General features: G+C 58.5%; 18 protein-coding genes and 1 pseudogene. 5 read left to right on the forward strand and 14 right to left on the reverse strand.

Annotated features, from left to right (window positions below; translation table 11 throughout):
* Positions 1 to 21: 21 nt before the first annotated feature.
* From ycaC to ACTJKS_RS14740, 10 genes and pseudogenes are all read right to left on the reverse strand, one after another.
* Entirely contained in the window at positions 22 to 645 is a 624-nt protein-coding gene (ycaC, locus tag ACTJKS_RS14695) for an isochorismate family cysteine hydrolase YcaC (RefSeq protein WP_108183148.1), read from the reverse strand.
* A gap of 68 nt (positions 646 to 713) precedes the next feature.
* The gene (locus ACTJKS_RS14700) at positions 714 to 2,552 is read right to left on the reverse strand and encodes an amidohydrolase (RefSeq protein WP_108183149.1); all 1,839 of its coding nucleotides are present in this window, start codon (positions 2,550 to 2,552) and stop codon (positions 714 to 716) included.
* Positions 2,553 to 2,597: 45 nt separating this feature from the next.
* Positions 2,598 to 3,224 (reverse strand): antibiotic biosynthesis monooxygenase, encoded by a 627-nt coding sequence (locus tag ACTJKS_RS14705; protein WP_108183150.1) that lies wholly within the window; start codon positions 3,222 to 3,224, stop codon positions 2,598 to 2,600.
* Positions 3,217 to 3,633, reverse strand: coding sequence for a DoxX family protein (locus ACTJKS_RS14710; RefSeq protein WP_108183151.1), 417 nt, complete (start codon positions 3,631 to 3,633; stop codon positions 3,217 to 3,219). The genes ACTJKS_RS14705 and ACTJKS_RS14710 overlap by 8 nt, the downstream gene beginning before the upstream one ends.
* 237 nt (positions 3,634 to 3,870) lie before the next feature.
* Complete coding sequence (locus ACTJKS_RS14715; protein ID WP_440828839.1) at positions 3,871 to 5,541, reverse strand: hypothetical protein; 1,671 nt, start codon at positions 5,539 to 5,541, stop codon at positions 3,871 to 3,873.
* A 215-nt stretch (positions 5,542 to 5,756) separates the two neighbouring features.
* A pseudogene (locus ACTJKS_RS14720) lies at positions 5,757 to 5,876 on the reverse strand (LysR family transcriptional regulator); the annotation flags it as partial.
* Between the two features lie 128 nt (positions 5,877 to 6,004).
* Positions 6,005 to 7,915 carry a hypothetical protein gene (locus ACTJKS_RS14725; protein ID WP_108183153.1) on the reverse strand — a complete coding sequence of 637 codons (1,911 nt, stop codon included), beginning with the start codon at positions 7,913 to 7,915 and terminating at the stop codon, positions 6,005 to 6,007.
* A gap of 18 nt (positions 7,916 to 7,933) precedes the next feature.
* The gene (locus ACTJKS_RS14730) at positions 7,934 to 9,826 is read right to left on the reverse strand and encodes a hypothetical protein (protein WP_108183154.1); all 1,893 of its coding nucleotides are present in this window, start codon (positions 9,824 to 9,826) and stop codon (positions 7,934 to 7,936) included.
* Positions 9,827 to 9,880: 54 nt separating this feature from the next.
* Positions 9,881 to 13,066: an RCC1 domain-containing protein gene (locus ACTJKS_RS14735; protein ID WP_108183155.1), complete on the reverse strand. Its 3,186-nt coding sequence runs from the start codon at positions 13,064 to 13,066 to the stop codon at positions 9,881 to 9,883.
* Between the two features lie 174 nt (positions 13,067 to 13,240).
* Entirely contained in the window at positions 13,241 to 14,164 is a 924-nt protein-coding gene (locus tag ACTJKS_RS14740; RefSeq protein WP_108183156.1) for a LysR family transcriptional regulator, read from the reverse strand.
* 182 nt (positions 14,165 to 14,346) lie between these two features.
* On the opposite strand from ACTJKS_RS14740, the gene ACTJKS_RS14745 reads away from it, so the two are divergent.
* Positions 14,347 to 14,778, forward strand: a complete 432-nt coding sequence (locus ACTJKS_RS14745) for a helix-turn-helix domain-containing protein (RefSeq protein ID WP_041066207.1) — start codon at positions 14,347 to 14,349, stop codon at positions 14,776 to 14,778.
* Between the two features lie 134 nt (positions 14,779 to 14,912).
* Positions 14,913 to 17,729 (forward strand): ATP-binding protein, encoded by a 2,817-nt coding sequence (locus tag ACTJKS_RS14750; protein WP_108183157.1) that lies wholly within the window; start codon positions 14,913 to 14,915, stop codon positions 17,727 to 17,729.
* Here ACTJKS_RS14750 and ACTJKS_RS14755 read toward each other — a convergent pair.
* Together ACTJKS_RS14755 and ACTJKS_RS14760 are read right to left on the reverse strand one after the other, a co-directional pair.
* Positions 17,685 to 19,142, reverse strand: coding sequence for an ATP-binding protein (locus ACTJKS_RS14755; RefSeq protein WP_108183158.1), 1,458 nt, complete (start codon positions 19,140 to 19,142; stop codon positions 17,685 to 17,687). The genes ACTJKS_RS14750 and ACTJKS_RS14755 overlap by 45 nt on opposite strands.
* A 160-nt stretch (positions 19,143 to 19,302) precedes the next feature.
* Complete coding sequence (locus ACTJKS_RS14760; protein ID WP_047293323.1) at positions 19,303 to 20,253, reverse strand: GlxA family transcriptional regulator; 951 nt, start codon at positions 20,251 to 20,253, stop codon at positions 19,303 to 19,305.
* A gap of 209 nt (positions 20,254 to 20,462) precedes the next feature.
* Here ACTJKS_RS14760 and ACTJKS_RS14765 point away from each other — a divergent pair, with 209 nt between their 5' ends.
* Positions 20,463 to 21,185, forward strand: a complete 723-nt coding sequence (locus ACTJKS_RS14765) for a pirin family protein (protein WP_108183159.1) — start codon at positions 20,463 to 20,465, stop codon at positions 21,183 to 21,185.
* Positions 21,186 to 21,235: 50 nt separating this feature from the next.
* Here the strand turns inward: ACTJKS_RS14765 and ACTJKS_RS14770 are convergent, their stop codons facing one another.
* Together ACTJKS_RS14770 and ACTJKS_RS14775 are read right to left on the reverse strand one after the other, a co-directional pair.
* Positions 21,236 to 21,655, reverse strand: coding sequence for a hypothetical protein (locus tag ACTJKS_RS14770; protein WP_108184412.1), 420 nt, complete (start codon positions 21,653 to 21,655; stop codon positions 21,236 to 21,238).
* Between the two features lie 248 nt (positions 21,656 to 21,903).
* Complete coding sequence (locus ACTJKS_RS14775; protein ID WP_108184413.1) at positions 21,904 to 22,779, reverse strand: LysR family transcriptional regulator; 876 nt, start codon at positions 22,777 to 22,779, stop codon at positions 21,904 to 21,906.
* 110 nt (positions 22,780 to 22,889) lie between these two features.
* Here ACTJKS_RS14775 and ACTJKS_RS14780 point away from each other — a divergent pair, with 110 nt between their 5' ends.
* The gene (locus ACTJKS_RS14780; RefSeq protein WP_108183160.1) at positions 22,890 to 24,080 is read left to right on the forward strand and encodes a YbfB/YjiJ family MFS transporter; all 1,191 of its coding nucleotides are present in this window, start codon (positions 22,890 to 22,892) and stop codon (positions 24,078 to 24,080) included.
* A 61-nt stretch (positions 24,081 to 24,141) separates the two neighbouring features.
* Positions 24,142 to 25,140 carry an NAD(P)H-quinone oxidoreductase gene (locus ACTJKS_RS14785; protein WP_108183161.1) on the forward strand — a complete coding sequence of 333 codons (999 nt, stop codon included), beginning with the start codon at positions 24,142 to 24,144 and terminating at the stop codon, positions 25,138 to 25,140.
* Positions 25,141 to 25,208 lie beyond the last annotated feature (68 nt).

Genomic DNA, 25,208 nt, shown 5'->3' on the forward strand with positions numbered 1-25,208 from the left:
GGCTGCGATCTTTTGATCTTCTTACTTGGCAGTGAACTTGGTGTAGCTGTTGATCAGGTTGCGGTAGTTCGGCAGGCGTTCGGACAGCAGATGCGCCAGGCCTTCCATGTCGTTGCGCCAGTCACCTTGCAGCTCGCACGCCACCGAGAACCAGTTCAGCAGATGTGCACCGGCAGCCGACATCCGCGCCCACGCCGCTTGTTGCACGGTGGTGTTGAAAGTGCCGGACGAGTCGGTGACCACAAACACTTCAAAACCTTCGGCGATGGCCGACAGGGTCGGGAACGCCACGCAGACGTCGGTCACCACACCGGCGATGATCAGTTGCTTGCGGCCGGTGGCTTTGATTGCCTTGACGAAGTCTTCGTTGTCCCAGGCGTTGATCTGGCCAGGACGTTGAATGAACGGCGCATCCGGGAACTGCTCGCGCAGCTCAGGCACGATCGGGCCGTTCGGGCCGGCGTCGAAACTGGTGGTGAGGATGGTTGGCAGCTTGAAGAACTTGGCGATGTCGCCCAGTGCCAGCACGTTGTTTTTGAATTCGTTTGGCGAGAAATCCTGTACCAGCGAAATCAGACCGGTCTGGTGGTCGACCAGCAGCACGACCGCATCATCTTTGTTCAGACGCTTGTAGGGAACGCTCATGGGAAACTCCTCGGTGGATGGTTGTTGCATGAGGCGCCGACCGGATGGCCGGCGCTTTTTTGTAGTGATCAGAACGCGAAACAGGAACAGCCGAACGCGCCCCAGAAACCGGCGAAGTCACTGACCGGTGCATTCGACAGTCGGGCTTTTTCATGGCTGTGCGCGTGCACCGCGCAGGCACCGACGCACTGATGCACCTGCGCCTGCAAAGGCGAATTCGGGCGCCAGTGGCCCGGCACCTTGACCACCGGCGACCAATCCGGCAGCACGGGGATCGAGCGTGGGCCGAGGTCTTCGAAATCGCCGGCGGCGTAAACGATCTTGCCGCCGACCACGGTCAGCACCGACTCGATCCACTTGATCGCTTCTTCCTCGACGTGGAAGAAGTCCGCGCTCAGTGCCGCCAGATCCGCCAGTTGCCCGACCTTGATCTGGCCCTTCTTGCCCTGCTCGGACGAGAACCAGGCGCTGCCGTGGGTGAACAATTCCAACGCAGTGGTGCGCGGCAACCCTTCTTCGTACAAGGCCAGACCGCCGACGGTGCGGCCGCTGACCATCCAGTACAGCGAGGTCCACGGGTTGTAGCTGGAAACCCGCGTGGCATCGGTGCCGGCGCCGACCGGTAAGCCTTCGGCGAGCATGCGTTTGATCGGCGGCGTGGCTTCGGCGGCTTTCGCGCCGTAACGGTCAACGAAGTATTCGCCCTGGAACGCCATGCGATCCTGAATCGCGATGCCGCCGCCCAGCGCCCTCACCCGCTCAATGTTCTGCGGGGTGATGGTTTCGGCATGGTCGAAGAACCACGGCAGACCGTTGAACGGAATGTCGCGATTGACCTTCTCGAACACGTCGAGCATGCGGCTGATCGATTCGTTGTAGGTGGCGTGCAAGCGGAATGGCCAGCGCTGCTCGACCAAGTGGCGCACCACCGGCTCCAGCTCCTGTTCCATGCTCTGTGGCAGGTCCGGGCGCGGCTCCAGAAAGTCTTCGAAATCCGCCGCTGAGAACACCAGCATCTCGCCAGCGCCGTTGTGGCGCAGGAAGTCATCGCCCTGATGCAACTTGACGCTGCCGGTCCAGTTCTGGAAATCGGTCAGCTCTTCTTTCGGTTTCTGGGTGAACAGGTTGTAGGCGATACGCACGGTCAACTGATCATCTTTGGCCAGTTGCTCGATCACCTGATAGTCGTCGGGGTAGTTCTGGAAACCACCGCCGGCATCGATCGCGCTGGTCAGGCCGAGGCGATTGAGTTCGCGCATGAACTGCCGGGTCGAGTTGACCTGATAGTCCAGCGGCAGCTTCGGCCCCTTGGCCAGCGTCGAGTACAGAATCATCGCATTGGGTTTTGCCACCAGCATGCCGGTCGGATTGCCGTTGGCATCGCGCACGATCTCGCCGCCCGGCGGGTTCGGCGTGTCGCGGGTGTAACCGGCAACCCGCAGTGCGGCACGGTTGAGCAAGGCGCGGTCGTACAGGTGCAGAACGAACACCGGCGTATCCGGCGCGGCCTGGTTGAGTTCTTCGAGGGTCGGCATGCGCTTTTCGGCGAACTGGAATTCGTTCCAGCCACCGACCACGCGCACCCATTGCGGGGTCGGCGTGCGGTCCGCCTGCTCCTTGAGCATGCGCAGTGCATCAGCCAGCGACGGCACGCCTTCCCAGCGCAGTTCGAGGTTGTAGTTGAGGCCGCCACGGATCAGGTGCAAGTGCGAGTCGTTGAGGCCGGGGATCACGCAGCGCCCATGCAGGTCGATCACTTGCGTGGCCGAACCACGCAGGGCCATGGCCTGGGTGTCGTTGCCGACGACGACAAAGCGTCCGTCCTTGATCGCCACAGCACTGGCGAGGGGTTTTTCGCGGTCTACCGTATGAAATTGGCCATTGAACAGAATCAGATCGGCGTTCATCGCAGTTCCTTCGAGATAAGTGAAACGAAGTCCGTATCCGCCCCTTCAGCGCGGCGGATGGGCGTTGGATTCCAGGTGCTCATGGGGCTGAGTGGCCGCCAGCCACGGCGCGAACAAGCGAGTGGCGGCCGGCATGCAGACGTACACCACCGACAGCACGATGGTCAGGGTGATCAGGAACGTGGCGACCACATAGTTGGACAGGAATGCATTGAGTTGCAGCAGCGGTCCCCAGATCAGCGGCACCAGCAAGGTGTGCGGCAGGATCACGAACAGCGTCACGACGGCCTGCTTCCAGCGTGGAGGTGGCGTGGCAGCGTCGACCAGTGGCGTGAACCAGAATTCGTTGGCCGCATTGACCTCGGTCTGGTCGCCGTCGGCGAGCATCGGCGCGGCTTCTTCGATCAGCGCCTGACGCTGTGGGGAGTCGAGCCAGCGCTGCATCGCCTCGGTCGAGCAATAACGCAGCACGCAGGTGAACAGCGCGAGGCCACCCTGTTTACTGCGCATTACGTCCACACCCAGGTGCCCTTCTTCACGCCCCGCCACGCTGACGATATTGCGCAGCCAGGCTTCGTAGGGCTGTTCGAAGCCGGCCTTGACCCGGTGCTTGACGATCAGCGTCACGGTTTCTTCGGTTCCCGGTTTTCTCAGGGACGGGGTATCAGGCATAGCGAAGCACTCCGGGCAAACGAGCATTGAGCGCCAGCCGTCCGGGCCCGGCGATCAGCACAGTGGTGAAGAGGATCAACAGCAACCAGCCGAACTGCCCTTCGGCCACACTCCATTGCGGATGCACGAACAGCAGCGCTACCAGCAGCACAAACAGAATAGGCAAGCACGCCAGTCTCACCAGTAACCCGGCGACGATCAGCAGCGGACAGAGGACTTCGGCGAAGATCGCCAGGATCAGCGTGAGGTGAGCACCGAGATGGAACGGGTCTTCGATGAGTTGCAATTGCGCGGCGAAGTCCAGCAGCTTGGGCAAGCCGTGGACGAACAGTAGAAACAACCCGCCGGTCACCCGCAGAAACAGCAGGCCGAGGTTTTGCGCCCGATCATTGCGTTGTACAGCGTTCATGGGCCCACCCTTGATCAATCATTGCCGGTAATGGTGCAACGATTGATCCAGGGGAAATTGGATGGGTGTGCTCTCTTTGCCTTGGAGCGGTCGGGCTACAGTGGTGCTTCAGCCTTCAACTGCAGATTATCCAGCGCCCGGTTCGCCGCCAACGCACCGAGCATGATCCATTGCGCGATCCACAGAAAAACGAGCCTTCATCGCTGACACTTGTAAATAGAACATTCATGTGTCACTTCAATAGCCCCCAAAGGAAGTGTCCATTCCCGCTGCTGGCTCTCCAGGTGCAATCTGATCATCGGGGTTATAACTGAACACGTTAGTATCTGATGCCTCCATATCGACTTTTACTATCGGCAAAAATCGACCTGTCGTCTGGAAGTAATCGTGTTGACCAAACTGAGCCTGCAACAAGCCCTTGCTGGTGTAGTGGCCCTTGAGGCTGTAGTAAAAAGCTTCAAGCGGAATCTGTAAGGGTATGTCCTGAGGCCATGTTTGAATCATGACCTCATTCCATCCATCGCCATTCGGCACGCTGGGGCGAACATCGATGTTAAGTTGAAACTGTTCAGGATCAATATTGAAAGCACAACTTGTGCGCGGCTGTGCGGCATAGAGAGCAGCCCAACTCTCTACACTAGTGACACCCCGTTCGTCGCACATCTGCCCCCGAACTCGACAGGTGTCTTCTACTGGACGGGCTGTAGCTCCGTCAAAGGGATAGGCACACATTACTCTGAGAGGAGTTGCCGCCGGTGCGAAGCTTTCACGAACAATAAAACCCTGTTGATATACCGGCTTTTTCAAGTTTGCGTCCTTGCGCAAATAGGTAAATGAAACCCCATTATTGATGACAGAACCCGGACTGGGATTCCACATATGGTAGCTTGTGGAGGCTTTGGTTCCCCTTATCAATACACCATTGCAATGAAATGCCGTTTTACCGCCTGAACAAGTTTTACTGGTATTCATGTATCTCGCATTGAGCTGAGCAGCCACTTGATAACCGACATACAACTGATCTTGTTGATTGAAGCCAAATACTTTATCGGGTGCCAAGTCGAGAGCCAAACGTAATATGGGCAACCAATCGCCGGTGGCCTTGAAGTAGTCACGTTGATCTTTTTGAGCTCCCGCTAATGCTCCTTCATGTGTCACGTCATAAAAAAGCCCCAGAATCGGCATTTGCAAGGGTGCGCTGGCCTCCCAGTTGCGAATCTGTACTTGGGTGGGACGGGCTGACCACGCGGCATTGATCCCCTGATGAGCTATCAAACTTGCCTCAAATGTTTGTGGTTCTTGACTGCTGAATGAACATTGAGCTGCCGGCTGCCAGTCATGTTGTCGAAAATGTTCGATCCAACTCGCCGAATCATTGACCCCCAGGCTGGCACAGGAGCTTGGATCGGTCATTGCCGCGGCAGTCGGCACTTTCCATCCGCAACCAAATTCGGGATGCGCCGCTTGCAGAGGTAACTTGAATGGATAAGCACAAAGCAGTTCCAGGTCCTTGCCTTGGCCGATAGCCGTGAATCCATCGCTGAACAAAACTCCATGTGTTGCATCGAGTGTTCGTGTACTGAGATCGGAGCGCAAGTAAACAAAGCTTTCCGCCCCCAGTTGGGACGACACCGCATCATGCTTCCAGAACTCTCCCTCTGACGGGCTTCCACGCGCCAGTAAACCGCTACAGAAAAAGGCCGGTTTATCCCCCGGACACACTCGAGTGTTGTATTGAAAACTGCGATTGAGCAACTGTGCAACTTCCGGCCCCGTGACTCCCTGAGCGTTCGCGGTCAGTAGCGTAAGAATCAGGAATGCAAGACATCCGAAGACCTTCGATTGCCTTGCCAATAGAAAGAAGTGAAAAGGTGAGCAGACAGTGTTTCCCGATATTTGAAAACTCATGACGAAAACTCCTGCCAACAAAAGAGGCGACGGAGCATTTAGACTCGAGATGAGCGGGGTTGGCTACTGTCAGAAATTACAGGTTTTGTCCTGTTCCGACAAAAGGCTCGATCGAATAATTACCTTCGATGTATCGCGTGCAAAAAGTTCGCTCGGCGAAAGCCGAAAGGCCTTGTGGCTTATCGCACGCAACCACAATACCTTTGAACACCGCGCTAAACCGCCGGCATATCCAGCGACACCGACATGAACTGGCTGATCCGCGACCGCAGCCAGCGCTCCGCCGGGTCGTTGTCATGCACCCCGCTCCACGCCATCGACAGTTGCGCCGCATCACCGCAGGAGTGCACTGTTGATTCGACGGGGATACCTCACAAGCCGCTGGAATGATTGTCCGGCAACGCACAACATCGTGCCCGATCAGAATCACTGGCCAGGCACGTGCAGCAAACATTCCATCACTCTATTCAGGCTTCAACATGCCGGATATCCGCCCAGGCTGCGGCTTGTAATACTGATTGTTCACATTCCCCCCCCAAAGCACATAGCTACCATCCCTACGCCGTGCTGCAAACGATGGGTCATTGTGAGGGGGGGTTGGAGGAGGCACCTGATAAAACGGGTAACGCTTGATCGAATAAAGTTCAACAACATCTCTGCTCAGGTATCCAGCCAGCTCCGGGGGGATCGGCGGAATCTCGCCCGCGTCCTCCATGGCCAGAGTCGCCCCCCAGACAATGACCGCGCCGTAAACGCCGCCTTGGGTGGCAACCACACCGTATGCACCATTTGTGCTGTACACGCCTGTGATTTTGCTGGCCATCAATGCCTGCCTCACCCCGGAACCAAATGCCCCGCCGTGCGTATTCATGCCCCAGGGTATGACCGCTTGGGTCCGACCATCAGCATATTGGCTCACCAGAAAAAAGCTCAGGTCATTTGCGTAAATTCTGACCTCGCCTGGAATCGTGATTGCACGGCTACCCACATGACTGCAGGCATAGCCGGGATGGGGATTCATCTCCTTGATCACCGCTTCGATCTCCCTGCGAGTGGAATCGGTTATTGAGGCTCCACCGTAGCGTTGCGCCCCCCAGGACTCCGCCTCGCCACGTTCAGTAACCATACAGAAAGCCCAGCGTGATGCCTTGCACAGCATTACTCCGCCCCGCGCTGCGATCAACGATGCCGTCGCAGACATCAACCCTCCCTCCCCATCCACCCCCCAACTGACGGCCTTATGTCTATCGTGAGTAATCGCACAAAATGCTGTCGTAGACGCTATAACCGAACTCACGCCACCGTCGTCAATTATCGCCTCATACTTACTCGATGGAATCGCCCCTCCGTCAGCAGCTTTTCCCCACGTCGCGATGCTGCCGTCGCGGCCGATCGCACAAAAAGAAGCGGCAGCGGCAATAATTCGATCAACAAACATACCATTGAGGAGTACTTGAGCCTGGGCACTTATTGAACCTCCATTAGTTTGATTCCCCCACGCGTAAACCTTTCCGCCTTGGGTTCGCACCGCAAACGCATTTTCCGTAGCATGAATGGCGACAGGTTCATCAAAACGCAGAGCTCCCTGGATTTGCTCGGGAATAACATCACCGGAGTTTCTCAAACCAATAGCACCGATTCTATTGGCATCACCTGTAGCATTTTTATAAATGAAAGCAAAGCAGACACGGTTACTGTATACCGATTTGATATCCGTCAATTTGACTGAGTGATTGGCGGGAATGTTGGCACCCCAGACCAACAACTGATTGCTTTCCCCATTATCAACTAACGCTGCAAAATCTTTTTCAGTCGTGAACATTCGGGCCGCTGGATTGTTTTTCAAAAAGTTAACGATGTCAGGTGGTACCGGCAGGCCCCATCCCGTTTGACCTTCAAAATAAATATCCTGGGTGTCCGGGTCTATCAGGCCAAACGCGCCTCCCGTCGATACAAACACTCGATCCTGGGGTTCCGCACCATAAAAGGAAAAATTACCCCACTGTTTCAAAAAACTGTTCTCATTTTCTTCTGTACTGATCCCTTGAAATCCGGAGGTCACTTCTTTGGCGGCAGAGCTCACTTCTTCGCCCACCTCTCCTGTTGCGGAGACTGGGGTAACGCCAAATATGATGGTCCGATCGGTGTAGGCGTTCTTGATTTTCAAGTCGATAGCTACCCCCTCCGGCGCCTCGATTGGCATGCCATTGAGATACCACTGGTAGCGAGAGCTGCCTTCTGGATTTTCATCAGCATTTTGGTAGCGATAGCTGCCACGCAAGTAACCACCCATTACCGGATCCCCGATGATGATGACGTCACGTGCAATAGGTTCGGCTTTAGTGCTCATCTCGAAATCCTCTAGATTGATCAACCGCTTTCCTGCGGAATATCAGCTGTTTCTTTCGGGTTCGAACTCTTCCTGTTTGACGTGAGCTCCCCACGTCACGAATTTGTTGTTCGACTTGCGGGCGGCAAAAGCAGCCGGGACAGTAGCTGTCGAGGGGGCAGGCATCGCCTGGATGGTATAAATTTCGACTACGCCACTGCTTAATGCACTACGTAGTCCAGTCGGTATCAGTCCACCGTCCTGCGACGACCGCCCCCATGCAATGACAACGCCTTCGGTTGTGCCTTGGTCTACGATCGCCGCGAAAGCGCCATTGGTGTTGTAAATCTTGCGAATCCTGCTGGCCATCAGCGTTTGCTTGGTATCACTTGGCATCGTGCCGCCCACCGCTGCCAGCCCCCATGAAGTCACGTTTTTAGTGCGGCCATCGGCATGTCGACTGATCAGCAGGAAGCTTGCATCGTTGCGCAACAACTCAATCGTCTCTCCATCCTCCAATGCAAGATTGGAAGAGACTCTGCTTTGAGCGTCATTAGCAAACCTGGCGCCACTGAACATTGCCTTGATCTCAGATTCGACTCCATCTTGTTCAAGCGATGCCTGGGCATTCAATGGCAAGTCGAACGATTCGCCATCAGCACTTTGAGCGGGAATTGTGCCGCCCCCGTAACCGACTGATCCCGAGGCAGCGGCTTGCCCGGTTTCATTGATAAAACAGAAGGCCCATGGAGTGGCAGCACACAGCACCAGATTGCCACGAGCAGCAAGAGTGGCAGCCTGCTCTGACAACACTCCACCGTAAGCCGCCAATCCAAACGTCACTGCTTTCCGGCGCCCCTGAGTGATAACAATAAAAGCACTGTCGTTGGCAATGACATTGAGTGCCCCACCATCGTCATAGATTTTTTCCAGAGTTGCAGCGGAAATGACGCCGTTTAATCCCCATGCGATGATGTCTCCGGAGGCTGTCAATGCACAAAAAGCCGTACGTGAAGCAACGATTCGATTAACTTTCATACTATTGAGTAGTGTCTGTACCTCGGCTGGAATTTCACCTCCGTTTATCTTGTTGCCCCAGGTGTAAACGCGCCCGCCCACTGTTCGCACCGCGAAAGCATCTATCGTTGCATATATGGCCATTGGGCGATCAAACATTAGTTTGTTCTGTATCTCAACAGGAACTACTCCACCTTTTGCAGCGGGTCCCACCGCACCAATCGTATTCTCTCCGGGTTGTCGATTCTTGTAGATAAATGCCAATGAGGAACCGTTGTTGTAAACCGACTGGATATCTTGAAGGTCAGGAAGCGATACGGGCATATCGGTTCCCCATACGAGCAATTGATTATGATCCTTATCAACAGGGACCAGCGCCCCAAAGCTTTTCTCGGTAGTAAACATCGTTATGGCGGGATTGTTTTGTAGGTATGTTGCCAACTCCGGCGGAATAACGCCCCCAAAGCTTTGCGTACCCATGACGGATACATTCTGCGTCACTCTATTCTTTAGGGCGAACGCGCCAGCGGTCGAAGTAAAGACCCCATCCTTGGGGCCATTTGCATGGAAAGCGAACTGCCCGCGTTGTTTCAAGAAGCTGCCTTCACTTTCTTCGTCCGATATATTCTGAAATCCATCCCGAATAACTTTTATGGGATCAGAATTGTACTCGACACCCGTCTCCCCGGTTGCGGCGACAGGCTTAACCGAAAAAACAAGATCCTTTTCCGCATGTTCGGCCTTCAATGTCAGATCAATGGAAGTTGCGATAACGCTTCCACTGACACCACCGCTATACCAGCGAAATATCGACTCCCCCTCTGGATTTTCATCAGCGTTCTCATAAATGTAACTTCCGCCGAGTGTTCCACCTACCAAGGGCTCACCCATAATTGAAACTTGTTTTACCGTGGGAATTGCATTCACATTACGTTTCATCGCGATAACTCCTTATAGAGTTCCCGTTTACAGGGAACGTAAGCGCAGGTGTGCTTACTCGGTATACGACACCAACCCGGATAGTTCGGAGAGATCAGGAGCGCCAGGCCCCACTGCAAGTAACTTGCTGTCGGTACTCAGTAGCACCACTTGGGGACCGGTAGCATAGGCACAGGCAATTGGAGCCAGACTGGGGGAGGACGTATTCACTCCCCACATAACTGCGAGACCGGTGCTCAGCACCGCAGTGAAAGAACCGTAAGAAGAAGATACTGAAAGAGTGGGCGGCAAACCCGTGGGCACTGTCCCTCCTTCTGCAGGTTCTCCCCAGGCGGACAATTCCCCACCTCTTCCAAGTGCACAAAACGCCGTTGTCGAACCCACCACATGGCTTACTGTCTGCAGGTTTGTTGGCGCTTTACCACCAAATCGCTCATTGCCCCAGGCAATGACAGAACCGTCAAACTTCTGCGCAGCAAAAGCACCGCTGGTGGAAGTGATATGTTCGACCTCTACGAGAGCATTCGCCTCGGTTTCCGGGATAACTCCACCATGATCAGGCGACCCCCATGCAAATACAGTGTGATCTTCTTTCAGCGCACAAAATGCTTGGTCACTTGCACAGAATTGAATGGCGCCGTTCGCTTGCGTTATCCATTGACCATCAGGCCAGGTGTTCCCCCAGCTATACACACGACCGTCGCGCAGCAACACGGTGAAATCTGCCGTGTTACCCAAGACTTTGACTGCTGGGAAAAGTAGAGGAACGGCAGCAGTTGGTATCACTCCACCAAACTTCGGATTCCCCCATGCGACAAGTTGACCGTCGTCTGTCATAGCAACGAAAGCGCCATCAGTAGCCGCAATCGTTTTTACGTTTCGCAGTTGAGCTTGTATCTCGGGTGTAATTACTCCCCCGTCGGGGGCACTCCCCCAGGCATGAACGGTTTTGTCAACCTTCAATGCCGCAAATGCACGCCCACCCGATATAACGCAACGAACACCCGACAACCCCGAAGGTGGAAGCATCTCATCGTTGTCGCCCCACCCAAAAACACTTCCATCATCCTTCACCACACTGCCACTGTGCCGACCGTCGAGATTGAATATCCCAGCCATATTGACTGGTCGAAGAACAGTTCGAGCAATAACTTCGTTATCACGCTGAATTATTACGGTTAATGGCTTTTCGGGGTTCGTATCGAAAAAGTAATCACCCACGAAGCCATCGGCAGTACTGTCGTATGTCCATATAATTCTGTCTGAAAGACTTGTTTCTGCACCGACTGACAACGACGCAACTAATCGACTCACATTTGAGTGATAGCGAGGAGCAAGTTGTGACCGCTTACCAACTATATTGATCTGAAAGGTGATTGGTTTACCGACCAAAAAAACTTTCACATCGGAATAACTGGTCGTTCGCCCATCTGCCCATTTGATGGAATAGGACGCCTCGACCGTTCCCCCTTCATTGTCCTTGATCAGGCTGGCGCTGATGGGGAACGGCACCGGTTGACCGGCGGTAAACGAGGACAGCTTGACCGAGTCTTCATAACGACCGGCTTTCGAGCCCAGCCACACACAGAACACCTCGTCATCCTTGACGGTGTTCAGGTATTCCACGATCAACATGGTACCGGCTGTTTCCGCTGGCAATACACCGTCCACCACGCCGTCAACCTTCGGCTCTGGCAGCTCTTTCCTCGGTTCGCCGACGTTCAGGATTTCGGCGTGAATCGACTCGCGGATGGCGTGGGTGGCGTTGACGCGGTTCATCGTTCCCAACACCGCGTCGTCGCTCAGCAACTGGTAATACAGTTCCAGCTTGCCGCCTTCGATCTGTTTCAGATGAGGGCCGGGGACGTTGATCAGCAACGGCACGCCGGCCGTGATATCGCCATTGGTAATCGGGCGCAGCGGCAGGTCGGGCAAATAGGTGCTCAGGTCAGGCCGGGTACCCAGCCAGAACAGTTTGATCGCCTGTCTCGCCGTAAAGGACTTGTCGAATGGAATTTGGATCCGGGCCTGTACAAGCTCCGGATCGAGGGCGCCCTGTGCCGCGTCGAGGGCGACCGGGGCCTGCAACCGTTTGACCTCGCCAATGACATTGATGAACTGGGTCCTGGACAGCAGGTCGGTGGAGCCGTCGGCCTTTTTCAGGCGAAAGGACAAGCTGATCTGGGTCTTGGCCAGTTGCCGCAACGCGGCATTGGGAATTCTGATTTCGGGGATGCTGGGCACGCTGCCCAGCGGCTGGCCAGTGATTTCGATGTTGATCGGTGCCCCTTCAACCGGTGTGCCCTTGAGCCGAACGATGGGGATGTCACCGACCATGAATTTATTGTTGTCCACGGCAAGAATCTGCGCCGTGCCATCGGTACCGCCCAGTAGGTCGGCGTCCAGCACGTTGTTCACCGCTTCCTTGCAGATCGGCGCGTCGAGCCGGTCAGCGTCGACCGCCACCACGATGCGCTGCGCGTAACTCCAGTCTTCGGAGCGGTTGTCGGCAACATCGTAGACTTCATAGGCCACCGCGAGGCCGGCAGTGTCAGAGTCACCGACGGCGCGGATGGTTGCTTCTGTGATGTGCAGGACAAGCGGTACTGTGCCGTCGGCCTCATCCTGAGTCAGCGGTCCGAAGAGTACAAACTCTCCCCCCCACGTCACCTGAATCCAGTCGCCGGCCGCTGCGTTGGGATAGGGCTCTGGCCCGCCTTCGGAAGGGCCGATGGTGATTTTCACGCCGGCGGCAACGTTGTTCTTGTCGATGCCGCCCTCGAGAATCTCCCTGGGGATGGTCATTTTCAGGTTCGGGTGGCCCGGGCCTTCATCGGTGTCATGGCCACCGGGGCGAGTGAGCTTGACTAGCGTCTGCATGACTTCGGACGGTTCGGCTGCTCCGCCCAGTCGGGTGACGACGTAGGACAGGGTGGTCGAGCCGTTACTGAAACGGGCGGCGGGCACAAACATCGACAGCGTCGTGTCGACCTCATGCTCGTCGACGGTTTTGTTGAACACCGTCTGGCCGCCCAAAGAAATCACCAAATGGTCGCCCCGGCTCATGACCCCCCACGGCCCGGCACGGCACAGCAGGCCCTGTTTGGGGAAGTTGTCCCGCACCGCTGCGATGTTGAGCCCCCAGACATCCGGCGCTTGCGACACGGGGCCGGTACGACCGGGGACGTCGAGTTCCTTGAGCACCAGCGGTGATGAGTCAGCGGGGTTGTTGACAGTCATGGCGCGAGCTCCGATCGAGTGGCAGGACGACGGAGGCATTGAACGGCGCTGTATGCGGTGTTGGCTACTGTCAGAAATTACAGGTGCGTGCTGGTTTAAGACGAACGGTCAAACAGCCCCCTAGGACGCCGATAAAAAACGGCCCCGCTGGCCACTTTCCTTGTAACCGAGCAATTAGGACGCAGGAATATCCAGCGGCGCCGCCATGAACTGACTGATCCGCGACCGCAGCCAGCGCTCCGCCGGGTCGTTGTCATGCACCCCGCTCCACGCCATCGACAGTTGCGCCGCATCAATCGGAAATGGCGGATCCTCAGCCCGCAACGCACAGCCTTCGACCAGCGCACACGCGGCATAGTCCGGCACGGTGGCAATCATTTCAGTGCCGGCGAGCAAGGCGCGCAAACCGCTGAACTGCGGCACGCCGAGCACCACTCGGCGGCGCCGGCCGACCTTGGCCAGGTCCACGTCAATGTTGCCGCTCAGATCCCCCGAGAACGACACCATTGCGTGCGGGCGCTCGCAGTATTCGTCGAGGGTCAGCGGGCCCGGGCGATCATCACCACGCAGGACCTTGCAGGGAATGTCGCGCAGTTTCTTGCGCTTGGCGTTGGCCGGCAGATCGGTGGTGTAGCTCACGCCGACGGAGATTTCCCCGGAAGCCAGCAACGCCGGCATCAGCAGGTAGTTGGCGCGGCGCACGACCACGACGATACCCGGTGCCTCCTGCTGAAGGTTGCGCAGCAGCGGTGGAAACAGCCCGAATTCGGCGTCGTCCGACAGGCCGATGCGGAACACGTCGCAGCTGCTGGCCGGGTCGAACTCCTTGGCCCGGCTGACCGCGCCGGAGATCACATCCATCGCCGGTTGCAGCTCCTGCAGAATCGCCAGCGCTCGCGCCGTCGGCTCCATGCTGCGGCCGTTGCGCAACAGCAGCGGATCATCGAACAGGTCACGCAAACGCCCCAGCGCGGCACTGACCGCCGGCTGGCCCATGAACAGTTTTTCGGCGACGCGGGTCAGGTTCTTTTCGAACATCAGCGCTTCGAAAATCACCAGCAGGTTCATGTCGACACGGCGCAGATCGTTACGGTTCATGGGCTGCAATTCCTTCTAAGACCGTTCGCAAGTGCTGAGCACTTTACCCGATCAACGGTGGTTTGCATCCGTGTCAGGCCTGCGAATTAACAACGATTAACTCGTCAGCCGGCATGTCCCTTCTTAACAATGAAGGCCTCTGCGCAGCGTTGTTTTTCACCTCCACGACACGGACACCGGCCATGGCTCATCTACAGCAATCCGTCGCCCTCGCCCCTGCCAGCGAAACGCCCCGGCCGCTTATCGGCGGCCTCAGCCCGCAACGGGAGCGGCAGGTCAAACAACTGATCCTCGAACGCCTCGGAGAAAGCCTGGAAGTGGCCGAGCTGGCACGCGCCTGCTCATTGTCGCGCAGCCATTTCTCCCGGGCGTTCAAGGCCAGCACCGGCCTCGCGCCGCAGGACTGGATTCGCGAACAGCGTATTGCCCGCGCCAAGCTGCTGATCCGCCACACCGACCTGAGCCTGACGCAGATCAGCCTGGATTGCGGATTCTGTGATCAGGCACATTTCTGTCACATGTTCACCCGCAGCGAAGGGATCAATCCGTTTGCCTGGCGCTGTCAGGTCATGCGTGAAGACAAAGACACCCGGACACGGCATCTGAGCTTTTGAGCGTTGCGCAGGAGCCCGGCGTTGCACTGATGGCCAAACCTGAGGAATATGCTGCGATACCTTGTAGCCGACGATCTGCGTCTTCACGCAGCGTCCATCTGCCAGGATCGCCGCATCACCGCAGGAGTGCGCTGTTGAGTCTTTCCCCGAATCAGGCCATCGGCTTCGGCCCCTATCGGATTTACACCGGGCAACGATTGGTCATGGAAGGTGACCAGCCGTTGCGGCTGGGACGGCGCGCCATGGATATTCTGCTGATGCTGCTGGCGCATGCCGGGGAAGTGGTGAGCAAGCAGCAACTGCTCGCCGGCGTATGGGCGGACACCGTCGTCGAGGACATCAATCTGCGGGTGCACATGGCCGCCCTGCGCAAGGCACTGGGCGACGGTCAGGCCGGTCAGCGCTACATCGTGACCGTGGCCCAGCGCGGCTACAGTTTCGTAGCCCCACTGACGGTGCACGCCAACGGACAACGGCTACTGGAGGCGGCGCCCGGGCGCCATAACCTGCCGCTGCGCCGTACCCGGATGATCGGGCGCCAGTCACTGGTGGACAGCTTGATGCAGCAACTGCCGCGACAGCGCTGCATCACCCTCATCGGCCCCGGCGGGATCGGCAAGACCACCGTCGCCCTGCGCGTCGCCGAGCAGTTGCTCGGACGCTATCGCGATGGCATCCGCCTGCTGGATCTGGCGCCGCTCAACGACCCGGCGCTGATCGCCTCGCAACTGGCGACCCTGCTCGATCTGGCAGTACACGACGGCGCGCCATTGGCGAGTGTGATCAACGATTTGCGCGAACGGCAGATGCTGCTGGTGATCGATAACTGCGAGCACCTCATCGATGCCGTGGCGCTGCTCGTCGAGAGCCTTTTGCGCGGTGCGCCGCAGGTCCATATTCTGGCCACCAGCCGCGAAAGTCTGCGCGCTGAGGGCGAGTTCGTGCAGCGTCTGGAATCCCTCGATTGCCCGCCTGCGACGAGCCGTCTCGATCGCGAGCAGGCGATGACTTTCGCCGCCCTGCAACTGTTCGTCGAACGAGCGATGGGCGCCCATGAACGCTTTGAACTGAGCGACGCCGATTTACCCCTGGCGATGGAAATCTGCCGGCGTCTGGACGGTATTCCACTGGCTCTGGAACTGGCGGCAGCGCAGGTCGAAACTCTGGGCCTGAGCGGCCTGCTGGAACAATGGCAGGATCATTTGCACCCGCTGGCGGCGGGCAACCACCAGCGCCATGCGCGGCATCAAACGCTGCACGCCACGCTGGACTGGAGTTTCAATCTGCTCACCCCTTGCGAGCAGACTTGCCTGCGCCGCCTCGGGGTGTTTCGCGGCTGCTTCAGCCTGGCCTCGGCTGCGGCGGTGATCGTCGGTCAACACATCGATCCCACGCAGGTGCTCGCATCGGTCACGCAACTGGTGGGTAAATCGCTGCTGAACGTGGAAGTCGGTGATGAAGAAGTGTTTTATCGCCTGCTCGACACCACCCGCCATTACGCCCTGGAAAAACTCGAACTCAGCGGCGAACGCGAAATCCTGCGCGAACGCCACGCCGAACGCTATCTGACGCTGATGGAGCAAGCGCAGACCGAGTGGGAACACACTCCGACCACACAATGGATCGAGCGCTATGCCCGAGGCCTGGAAGACCTGCGCGCTGCACTCGACTGGAGTTTGCACGGCAACGGCTCGCACCCTCTCGGCATCCGTTTGACCGCGACGTCGGCCGCGTTGTGGCAGGAGCTGTCATTGCTCAAGGAATATGGCGCGCATGTCCGTCAGGCGTTGACCCTGCTCGAAAGCGCGGCCCAACCCTGTCCGCGCCTGCACACAGCCTTGCAACTGGCACTCGGCAGCGCTTGTTATCACACTTGCGGCGGTTCGCCGGAAACCATTGAAGCGTTCACTCAGGCTAACGCACTGGCGCAGCAGCACCACGACGTCGCCGCGCAATTGCGCGCCATTTCCGGCCACCTGGCGGTCAATCTCAGCTGCGGGCATTACCAGGCGGCATTGCAGCAAAGCGAACAGTTCGACCGCCTCGGTGGCCACGACGACCCGCTGCTGTCATTGAGCATTCACCGCTTGCGCGTCCTGGCGCTGCACTTTGCCGGCGACCAGCCGCGCGCGCGGATCAACGCCGAGCAAGTGATTCAGCGTATGGCCCACAGTGGTTGTCGCAACCGCTTCACCCACGGCTTTGGCGTGCAGTACGACCAGAGCGTGGCTTCGTTGACCATTCTCGCCCGGGTGTTGTGGCTGCAGGGGTTTCCCGAACAGGCGTGGCGCACCGCCCGGCAGGCGTTGGATATCGCCGTGCAGATCAATCACGGTACGTCGATCTGCTACACCCTGGCATTGGCCAGCTGCCTGATTGCGCATTACAACGGCGACGCCAGGACTGCGCGCGAATTGTTGCAACTGTTGCTGGAGCAGGCGCAAAAGCACTCGGTGCTGCTGTTCTATCGCTGGGGACGGCACTATGCGCAGGTGATCGATGAACGCCTGGCCCCACCCGACGCGCCGGCGGATAACGGGCTGATAAAGGAGCTGATGGTCACGCTCGATGCTCGCCATATCGATGACGCGTTGCTGGAGCGGGCACACAGTGGCGCGGCTGGCTGGAGCACGGCGGAGGTGTTGCGGGCCGAGGCTGAGCGGTTATTGGCGGATGAGGCGGATTGTCCGCAGGGACGCCTTGGCGAACAGGCAGAACACCTCCTGCAAAACGCCCTCGCCATCGCCCGCGCCCAGGGCGCGCTGGCCTGGGAACTGCGCAGCGCCACAACATTGGCCCAACTGTGGCAGCGCCAATCACGCCACCGCGAAGCACTGGCGCTGCTGACCCCGATCCATCAACGCTTCACCGAAGGCTATGCCACGCCGGACCTGCGCAAAGTGCGCTTACTGCTCGACGCGTTGCATGAACAGTTGCACACCCGCAGCTGATCGATTTGGCCTGCGGTACAGCGCACGATGGTACGCGATAGCACTCGGTTCTACGCTGGCTTCGGGCTGTTCACGGACGTAACAGCGAAGAAGATTGAGCATTCGATAACGCACCACGTCTGCACTGCGCTCCACCGTCAGCCATGACTTGGCAGCCAGGCGTTCGATCACCGATTGCAGATGCCCACCGTCGATGACCCGCAGCGCAGCCTCTTCGGTGAAGGCCATCTTGAATACCGACAGGCGCTGCAAGACCCGACGTTCGCAGGGCCGCAGATCCTGATAACTCCAGTCCAGCGCTGCGCTCATGGATTGATGCCGTGGCTTCGCGGTGCGACGACCATGCCTGAGCAGGTGCAGGCCGTTGTCCAGTTGCGCTTGCAGCCCTACCAGCGCCAGCGCATCGATCTGCGCGGCCGCCAGTTCAATGGCCAATGGCAAACCGTCGAGACGACGACAGAGACTGCACACGGTTTGCAGATCCTGCTCGCGCAGGCTGAAATCGTGCTGCCGGGCACGCGCGCGACTGACCAGCAATTGCACCGCCGAATAGCCCATGAGCTCATCGATACTGGCCGGTGTCGAGGCCTTGGGAAAGGTCAATGGCGCAATCGGTTGCAGGGTTTCCAGATTGGCCTGCAACGGTTCGCGACTGGTGACCAGCAACGCCAGCCGCGGCGCCGCCAGTTGCAGTCGCTCCACCAATGCCCGGCATGAGTCACGACACCGCTCGCTGTTATCCAGCAGCAGCAAGGCATGACGCGACGCTAACGTATCGAACGAAAGGTCAAGGCTGCGCAACAGGTGTTCAAGCAGTGACGGCGCATCACCGAGCATGGACAGGTCGATGTACCAGACGCCGTCGCGGTAATGCTGCAACAGCAATTCGGCCACCCGCAGCGCCACCGTGGATTTGCCGATGCCGGCCGGGCCTGTCAGTGTCATCAAGCGGCACAGGGGCATTTGCCGGACCAGACGGCCCACCAGCGAATCGCGGCCGATGACCGGAGTCAGGCGAGCGGGCAGATTCTGTTGCGGCGCGTGCAAGGTGTCGAACACGACCTGCGCGACGCTGTCGCCGTGCACCGGCGCGATAAAGCTGTAACCACATTGCGGCACGTTGACGATGTAGCGCTGGCCCTTCTCGCCATCACCCAGCGCCCGGCGCAACGCGGCGATGTGCACCCGCAGGTTGATCTCTTCGACCACACTGTCCGGCCACACGCGGGCGATCAACTGCTCCTTGCGTACCACGCGACCGGCGTGTTCGACCAGCACCTGCAAAATATCGAGGGCGCGGCCGCCCATGCGCAATGGTCGATCCCCGTCGAGGATCAGCCGTTGGCGCAGATGAAAGGCGTATGGCCCGAAATACAACACCGATGCAGCGGGTAAGTCTTTGTGGCTGTTCATGCCGTTTTCCGGCGCCAGCGCACGCGGGCAGCATGCCCTCGGCGCTCAGCGCGTCTCCCTTCCAAGCGTTACCGTTTATCTTGGCAGGCGCAGGTGACGGTACAACCTCCATACAGGGCGCAACACGGACATCCGGATGCACCGGACGGACACAACCGCTCTAGCTGAACTGTTCGCGGTATTGCGCCGGGGTCAGGCCGAGCTTTTCCGCAAACAGAAAACGCATATGGCGCACACTGCCGAAACCACTTTTGTAGGCCACTGTCTTCAACGGCAGCTCAGTGGTTTCCAGCAGATTACGCGCGCAATCGATCCGGGCGTTTTGCAAAAACTCCATCGGCGTCATGTTCACATCCCGCGCAAACAGCCGCGCAAAATGCCGGGTACTCATGTTCGCCAGCCCCGCCATGCGCTCAACGGTAAAGGCTTCGTCGAGATGCTCCAGCACATGGTTCTGCACCCGGGTGATCGCGGTTTCCTGTGGCGCCACTGCGGCCATCAACGGACTGAACTGTGCTTGCCCGCCCTGACGTTTCATCACCACCAGCAGCACCTTGGCCACGTCCTGAGCGAGCTTTTTCCCGTGATCCCGGGCGACCACGGCCAATGCCAGATCGATGCCGGCGGTCACGCCTCCCGAGGTAATCAGATTGCGGTCTTCGGTGTAAATCTGGTCGGTTTCCACCTGCGCCTTGGGGAACGCCTTGATCAGACGTTCGGTGTAGTTCCAGTGAGTGGTCACGCGATAACCGTCGAGCAGACCGGCATGCCCGAGCACAAACGCCCCGGTACAGATCGAACCGTAGCAACCGGACTGCCCCACCGAGCGTTGCAACCAGGCAAGCAGCGCCGGATGTTTTTCGTTGTAGGCACCCGGTCCACCCGGCACCAGCAGCAAGTCGAAGGCCTGGGCCGGGTCGTCAATATGGCGGTCGGTCTGCACCTGCACACCATTGGACGCCCGCAGCATCCCGTGCTCGGTGCCCAAGGTGATCAGTTGGTAATGATCTTCAGGTTTCAAGTAGCGATTGGCGACCGAAAACACCTCCATGGGGCCGGCCATGTCGAGCAGGAGAAAGTCGGGGAACAGCACCATTGCCACGGTTTTCATGGGTGAACATCACTGAAATCAAGGGAAGGAACAGACCCGCATTATGGCCAAGTGCGTGACATCCAGCGAAAAGAATGCGTGATCGACTCCACAAAACTGTCAACCTGAACAGGACAGTATTTCAATTTCGATCTACTTATTGCCTCATCCGATTAACAGTAACCTTCTCCTCACTCGGACGAATCAACGTCCTGCAAGGAGAATTCATCATGCTGACCCTTCGCAAAGCTTCCGACCGCGGCCTCGCCAATCATGGCTGGTTGAAGTCCTTCCACACCTTTTCCTTCGCCAGCTACCGCGACCCGCGCGAACAGGGTTTTTCCGACCTGCTGGTGATCAACGATGACCGCGTGGCGGCCGGCAAGGGTTTCGGCCAGCACCCGCACCGCGACATGGAGATCTTTTCCTACGTGCTTGAAGGTGCGCTGGAGCATAAGGACACCTTGGGCACCGGCTCGGTGATCCGCCCCGGTGACGTGCAACTGATGAGCGCCGGCAGTGGCGTGGCCCACAGCGAATTCAACCATTCGGCCACCCGGCCAGTGCACTTTCTGCAGATCTGGATCGTGCCGGAAGTGGCCGGTGCAAAGCCGCGCTACCAGCAGGAGCACTTCAGCGCGCAGAAAAAACGCGGTCGCCTGCAACTGATCATCTCGCCGGACGGTAGCGATGGTTCGCTGACAGTGCGCCAGGATGCGCGGGTTTACGCCGGGTTGTTCGATGGCAAGGAAAGCGCGACGCTGGAACTGCCCGCCAACCGTTACGCCTACGTGCATGTCGCTCGCGGCAGTGTTGAACTAAATGGCCATTTGCTGCAGGAGGGTGACGGCGTGCGGGTTCGCGAGGAACAGGCGTTGACCCTGAGCAATGGCGTGGATGCCGAAGTACTGGTGTTTGACTTGCGTCCGCAAGAGCTGCCACAAATGCCATGACGCAGGAGTTTCCAATGGCAATAAAACGGCCTTCGATTGAAGGCCGTTTTTTATTTTGGCAACACCGATGATGGCTGCTCGGCAGGCTTGGCTGCACCGACATCCTTACCCGCCTGAACCGCCGCCAACGTTGTTTGTACCGCTACATACAGGTTGGCCTGGCTGGCGAAATAACCACCCACGACAATGCTGACCACGCCAAACAAATGCACAGCCGTTGCCATCCAGACATTGGCATTCACGGTACCCGCCTTTTTGAGCGCCTCTCTGGATTCGATGGCAATGCCTTGAATCATTGAGTCGTAGCGTTTATCCCGTTCGAACTGGATGCGCTCATTTGCCTTGTCTCGCTCTGCCTGAGAGCTAAGGAACTCTCGAATATCTGCGTGCACTCGCTCTACGCGAGCATCCATTCTTGCCTCGATGGTCTCGATCCTCGCGTTGAATTCTTCACGGCTGATAGCGTTCATGGCTTGTGCGTTACGACCTCTGCTCAACGTGTCAGTGCTTTGATATTGCTCGAATTCCCTGGCTTTCAATCCGATCCCTTCCCTGGGTTACCGATACCTGTTCTGGCGCATCCCTCACACCGATTTCCTGGCGCTGCAAGTTGCATCAACAGTAGGGCTGACGCTCCAAGCCCACAAGCCGGCTGGTTCTGCTTTGAATGTAGGGCGTTTCGTCAGTCTATGTAGCTTGTCCAAAGCGCTTTGAGCCGTTACTCATTCTCCAGTGCAAACGCCTCGACAATCTGCTCAATCACCGCCCTGACACGTGCGGTGTGACGTAAGTCCGCATGGGTCACCAGCCAGACCTCATACGGTTGCGGGCGATTGCGTTCCGGCCAGAGCCTGACCAGGCCATCGCGCTCGCCCATGTAGACCGGAATCTCTCCTACGCCCAGACCAGCCGCAATCGAGCGGCGGACCAACAGACTGGAGCTCAGGCTGGCGACGATACGCCCGCGCTGCAGCGGCTCGCACACCAGTGTCATGTCCTTGTGCGTCTGCAAATACGGTTGGTAGACCACCAGGTCATGGCCTTCGAACGCCGTCCCCTGCGGCGGGATACCATGGGCGTCGATATACGCCTGTGATGCGAACAATCCCACGGGCCAGCGCGCAATCCGCCGCGCGATCAGATCGGGATTGTCGGGCCGGGTATTGCGCACAGCGATGTCCGCCTCGCGCTTGGCCAGGCTGAGAATCTGCGTGGAGGCGTCGAGTTGCACACGCACGTCCGGGTGCTGCGCGTGCAGGCGGCTAATGGCCGGGATCAGGAAGTCGATGGCCAGTGAATCGGTGGTGCTGACGCGTACGGTGCCGGTCAGACGATCATCCAGGCCCTGAATCTGCCGCTCAAGCGCCAGCGCCGACTGCTCCATTTTTTCCACGCTTTTGAGCGCGGCTTCGCCGACTGCGGTCAGTGCGTAGCCGTCGGACGTGCGCAGGAACAAGGTCGCGCTCAGGGATTTTTCCAGCGCCGTGATCCGTCGCCCGACAGTCGCCTGATCCACCCCCAGAACCCGCGCTGCACCGCGTAAGGTCGACTCTCTGCATACCGCGAGAAATACCCGCGCATCATCCCAGTTCATGTTGTCCCGCCCGATGCGAATTTGCATCACTATAAAGCCAAATCGCTGCATTACCGCAGCAAAGATAGCCGATATCCTGAGCGCCATAGACCTCCCTCAGGATTGCTGTCATGCGTACATCGACCTCCGCGTTACCGATTTTCTCGGGGCTATGCGCCAGCCTGGTCGGCATTGGTCTGGCGCGTTTTGCCTATACACCGCTTATTCCCTCGCTGATTCAGGCGCAGTGGTTTTCTGCCAACGACGTGGTGTACCTCGGCGCAGCCAATCTGGTCGGCTATCTGATCGGCGCCCTGCTCGGCCGGCCGCTAACGCGGCAACTGGGCAATAAAAACGCCCTGCGACTGATGATGCTGCTGGTCACCGCGGCGTTTTTTGCCTGTGCATTTCCATTGTCGGTGAGCTGGTTCTTTGGCTGGCGGTTGCTGTCGGGGATTACCGGCGGTGCAATTATGGTGCTGGTGGCGGCGACTGTACTGCCCCATGTGCCGGCATCCCGCAAAGGACTGGCCAGCGGTGCGATTTTTCTCGGTATCGGCCTGGGGATCGCAGCCTCCGGCACCCTCGTCCCGCCCTTGTTGAATATGGGCCTGCACGCCACCTGGTTGGGTCTGGGCGGATTGTCGCTGTTGCTGACCGCAATAAGCTGGTTTGGCTGGCCTGCTGATCTCCCGCACCCGACCGCCACTCACGCAGGCGCGACGGTTGAGCCAACCCCCTCCTCCGTCTATTTGCTGTTCGGCCAATACGCATTCATGGCCGCAGGTCTGGTGCCGGCCATGGTGTTTCTGGTGGATTACGTCGCTCGTGGGCTCGGTGCCGGGGCGCAGATTGGTGCACTGGTTTGGGTGATGTATGGCCTGGGGGCAATTGTCGGCCCGGTAAGTTACGGCTTTCTCGCGGATCGGCTTGGCGCGCGGATGGGCATTCGGCTGGTATTGGCGGTGCAGGCGATTGCGCTGGGACTGCTGGCGGTTTCCCACTCTTTCATGGCGTTGGCCGTGCTGGCAGTGATCGTCGGTTCATTCCCGCCCGGCATCGTGCCGCTGGCCCTGGCTCGCGTGCATGAACTGGTGCCTGATCACCATCGCCAGCAAATCGCCTGGAGCCGCGCCACCGTTTCGTTTGCCACGTTTCAGGCGCTGGCCGGATTCGCCTATTCGGCACTGTTCAATGCCACGGGCGGTCATCACGCAATACTCTTCGTGATCGCCGCGGGGGCGATTGCCGTGGCGATCTTGTTGGAGCATGCCCTGAAATGGCTGCCCTCAGCGACTGAACCACGCGCCTGTGAAAATTGAAGGGAATCATTGCCTGCGGGCTGTGCTCCCATCTTCAGAACCTCAAGCAACAGGAATCGACATGACTTTGCCCAGCGAAATGACCCGTATCGAAATCACTCAACCTGGTGGCCCCGAAGTCTTGCAAGCCAAGCATGTGCCCCTGCCCGTCGCCGCAGCCGGCGAAGTGCTGATTCGCGTGCATGCCGCCGGGATCAACCGCCCCGACGCCCTGCAACGGGCAGGCAAGTACCCGATGAAGCCGGGCATGAATCCGATTCCCGGTCTGGAAGTGGCCGGTGAAGTGGTGGCGCTCGGGGCGGGTGTCCTTCAGTTTGCCGTGGGGGACAAGGTTTGCGCGCTGACCAACGGCGGCGGTTACGCTGAATACTGCAACGTCCCGGCCGGACAAACCCTGCCGATCCCCGATGGCCTGGATTGGTTGCAGGCCGCCGCTATCCCGGAAACCTTCTTTACCGTGTGGGCCAACCTGTTCGGCCTCGGCGACGTTCAGCGCGGTCAGCGCGTGCTGATTCACGGCGGCACCAGCGGCATCGGCACCACCGCGCTGATGCTCTGCCGCGAGTTCGGCATCGAAGCCTTCGCCACCGCCGGCAGTGCCGATAAATGCGCGGCAATCAGCAAACTGAGTGGGCAGCCGATCAATTATCGCGAGCAGGATTTCGCCACGGTCATCGCAGAAAAAACTGCAGGCCAGGGGGTGAACGCGATTCTCGACATCATGGGCGCCTCGTACCTCAACGCAAATGTCAGCGCGCTGGCGATGGATGGCCGGCTGGTGATGCTGGGCTTTCTTGGTGGCGGCAAGGCCAACGACGTCGACCTGTTGGCGATCATGGCCAAGCGTGCGGTGATCACTGGCTCGTTGCTGCGAGCGCGCACCGCAGAGGAAAAAGCCGACATTGCCGAGCAACTGCGCGAACACGTGTGGCCGGCGCTGGCCGCCGGGCGCTGCCTGCCGATCATCGACAAGGTTTATTCGCTGAACGATGCGGCCCAGGCGCATGCGCGCATGGAGGGTGGCGACCACATCGGCAAAATCGTTCTGCGGGTGAATTGAGCCGCAGCATTTTGTAATCGTTAAGGGCGCACGGTGGTCGAAAAAGTCACGCGCAGACCGAGCCTTCT

The sequence above is a fragment of the Pseudomonas sp. 22189 genome (genome assembly GCF_052045635.1).
In the GTDB taxonomy this organism is placed as follows: Bacteria; Pseudomonadota; Gammaproteobacteria; order Pseudomonadales; family Pseudomonadaceae; genus Aquipseudomonas; species Aquipseudomonas parakoreensis.